At 47.3% G+C, this 2570-nt stretch carries 2 protein-coding genes; both read left to right on the top strand.

Translation table 11 applies throughout. The annotated features are described in order from the left end of the window. The first annotated feature begins 55 nt into the window (after positions 1-55). Positions 56-1105 carry a hypothetical protein gene (locus PX481_RS14755; protein ID WP_002758565.1) on the top strand — a complete coding sequence of 350 codons (1050 nt, stop codon included), beginning with the start codon at positions 56-58 and terminating at the stop codon, positions 1103-1105. Between the two features lie 181 nt (positions 1106-1286). Continuing rightward, positions 1287-2570, top strand: a 1284-nt coding sequence (locus tag PX481_RS14750; protein WP_288094846.1) for a SpoIID/LytB domain-containing protein, incomplete at its 3' end; no start/stop codon positions are given.

Below are 2570 nucleotides of genomic sequence, written 5' to 3'. Positions count from 1 at the left end.
GGTTGCCAGAGCGAGTTAAGATAAAATGCCCGATTAACTGCCGAGTCTATCATATATGGTTGATGCTGCGACGTTCTCCTCCGACACCTCCGCGATCATTGATGCCTTTGAAACGCCTCTAGAGTTTAACTTTCAACTGCCAGATCCCGAAGATGAAACCATTCAAGATCACGACTTTCAGCGACAACTGGATTCTTTTTGGAAAGTCTGCGATCGCTTTGATTTGCAAACGGAAATCTGGCGGGGGCGAATTTTGCGAGCTATTCGCGACCGGGAGAAGCAAGGCGGTGATAGTCGGGGTACAGGCTTTTTAAACTGGTTAAAACAGCGAGAAATCACTAAAAGTCAAGCTTATGCTCTGATTCAATTGGCTAATAGTGCTGATACTCTCCTGGCGGAAGGACAACTGGATCCCGATAGTATCAATAATTTTAGTAAACGCGCCTTCGTAGAAACGGCCAAATCTGCCCCCGAAATTCAAAAATTAGTCAGTGATGCGGCCCGACAAGGGGAGAGAATTACCCGTCGGGAGGTGAAGCAATTGGCCGATGAATGGACAGCGATGAGTTCAGATTTACTACCCGATGAAGTGAAAGAAAAAGCCAGCGACGGCAGTTTACCGGCGCGTCATCTCGCCCCCCTAGTGAAAGAATTAGAAAAGTTACCCGATACTCATATCGACACTCTCCGTCAAGAAATCGCCGCTAATCCCGATGTGGACACGGTAAAATTAATCACCTCGGAAGCACGCAGCTTAGCCAAATATCTCGATGCGGCGGCCCAAGTGCAAACTCTCCGACGGGGTAATTTAGATATCGAAATGGCTCTAGAAGAAGCGTTGCGCGTCGATTGTCTAAATACGGCGGCGGATCTGGTTAAACAAGCCACACAATTAGAGCAGGCCGTAGCTAAACTTTATACTACTTGGAAACGTTTAGGTAGTTTGTCCGATCGCCTCTATGTGGATACGGGAGCAAGTAATCCCCATCTGCGATCGATGTTAACCTGTTTGGAAAGTTTAACCAGTGAAGTGATCGAAGTGGAACTGGATGAAGGTGGCCAGAAAATGGTACGTTTACGCATTATCAGCGATGGGGGAAGTTAGATGCTTTGTTGGTGGTTGGATGTTGGGTGTTGGGGTTTGAGGGTGTTGGGGTTTTAGGGTTTTAGGGTTTTAGTGGAAATTCCCCTATCCCCCCCATTACCCTATTCCCCTAACGGCTTGCTGCTATAATCTCTGAATATCCTCAACTTTTATGAAAACTTATTAACAGATACTTGACTTTATGCTAAAAATCAAGGAAAAAAAACAAATAATTAGCATCGGTTCCATAACTGCGGCGATCTTGCTCAGTTTAACCCTAATTCCTGCCGCTATAGCCAAGGATGTCCTTCTGAGAGTGGGCATTGTCCAACGTTTTGGCGATGAAGCCAAGGAAAAATTAACCCTGGGCAGTACCAATGGTGATCATCTCACCCTGCGGGTGCTGGGAGAAGATGGCCAATCCCAAACCCTGCAAACCAATCGCCTACAATTAGAAGTTATTCCCCGTCCCCTCGCTTCTCCCATCCTGCAAGAAAAAGTCATTTTGAGCGACCACGCCACCTTTGAAACCGCCGAAAATAGTGCCAAAAATTGGGCAAAAATGGGCATTAAAGTGGAAATTACCCAACCCGGACGCTGGCAGGTCTGGGCAAAGCGAGAAGTTTATGAAAATCCCCTAGTGCGACGTTGGTTGCTGACCAGTTTGCAAGCCAAAGGCCACAATCAACCCTATATTAATAGTGTTTTACTCAAAGAAAAGCCGCAAGTTTCTTTCCAGATCAACGGGGTGCGCTATTTTCCCAAAGAATTAGAAATCGAGAGCCAAAAAAACCTGATTCAAGTCACCCATAGCCCCGATCAGTTACGTTTGTACGGGGGAACTATGCGCCTACAGCCCAACGCCTACGGCACTTTTACCCTAGTTAATAACGTTCCCCTCGAAACCTACCTGCGCGGGGTTGTACCCCACGAAATCGGTCATGATGCCCCGGAAAGCGCCACCCAAGCGCAAACTATTATCGCCCGTACCTACGCCCTCCGCAATCTCCGCCGTTTTCAAGCCGATAATTACGAACTCTGTGCCGATACCCATTGTCAAGTTTATTATGGATTGACGGGAACTAATCCCCGGGCTGATCAAGCGATCGCGGCCACGCGAGGCCTGGTTTTAACCTACCAAAATGAGTTAGTGGATGCCCTTTATTCCTCTACCACCGGCGGAATAACTGCCCTCTTTAGTGATGTTTGGGATGGGGAGGAAAGACCTTATCTCCGGGCAGTGGTGGACTCCCCCAATCGAGTCTGGGATCTCTCGAAACAATCTCTCGCTAATGAGACAACTTTTCGCCAGTTTATTAATCTTAAAGATGGTTTTAATGAGACGGGCCGACGGGTTTTTCGCTGGCAAAAACAAGCTTCTTTAGCTGATTTGAGTCAAGACCTAGAAACCTATCTAAAACGCAGAAAACATCCCCTCGCCCATTTCCAGAAAATCCAATGGATGGAAGTGACTAAGCGCTCTCCT

It is taken from the genome of Microcystis sp. M53603_WE2, from assembly GCF_030065435.1.
The sequence above is the reverse complement of the archived record's forward strand: the minus strand, read 5'-3'. Positions and strand labels throughout refer to the sequence as shown.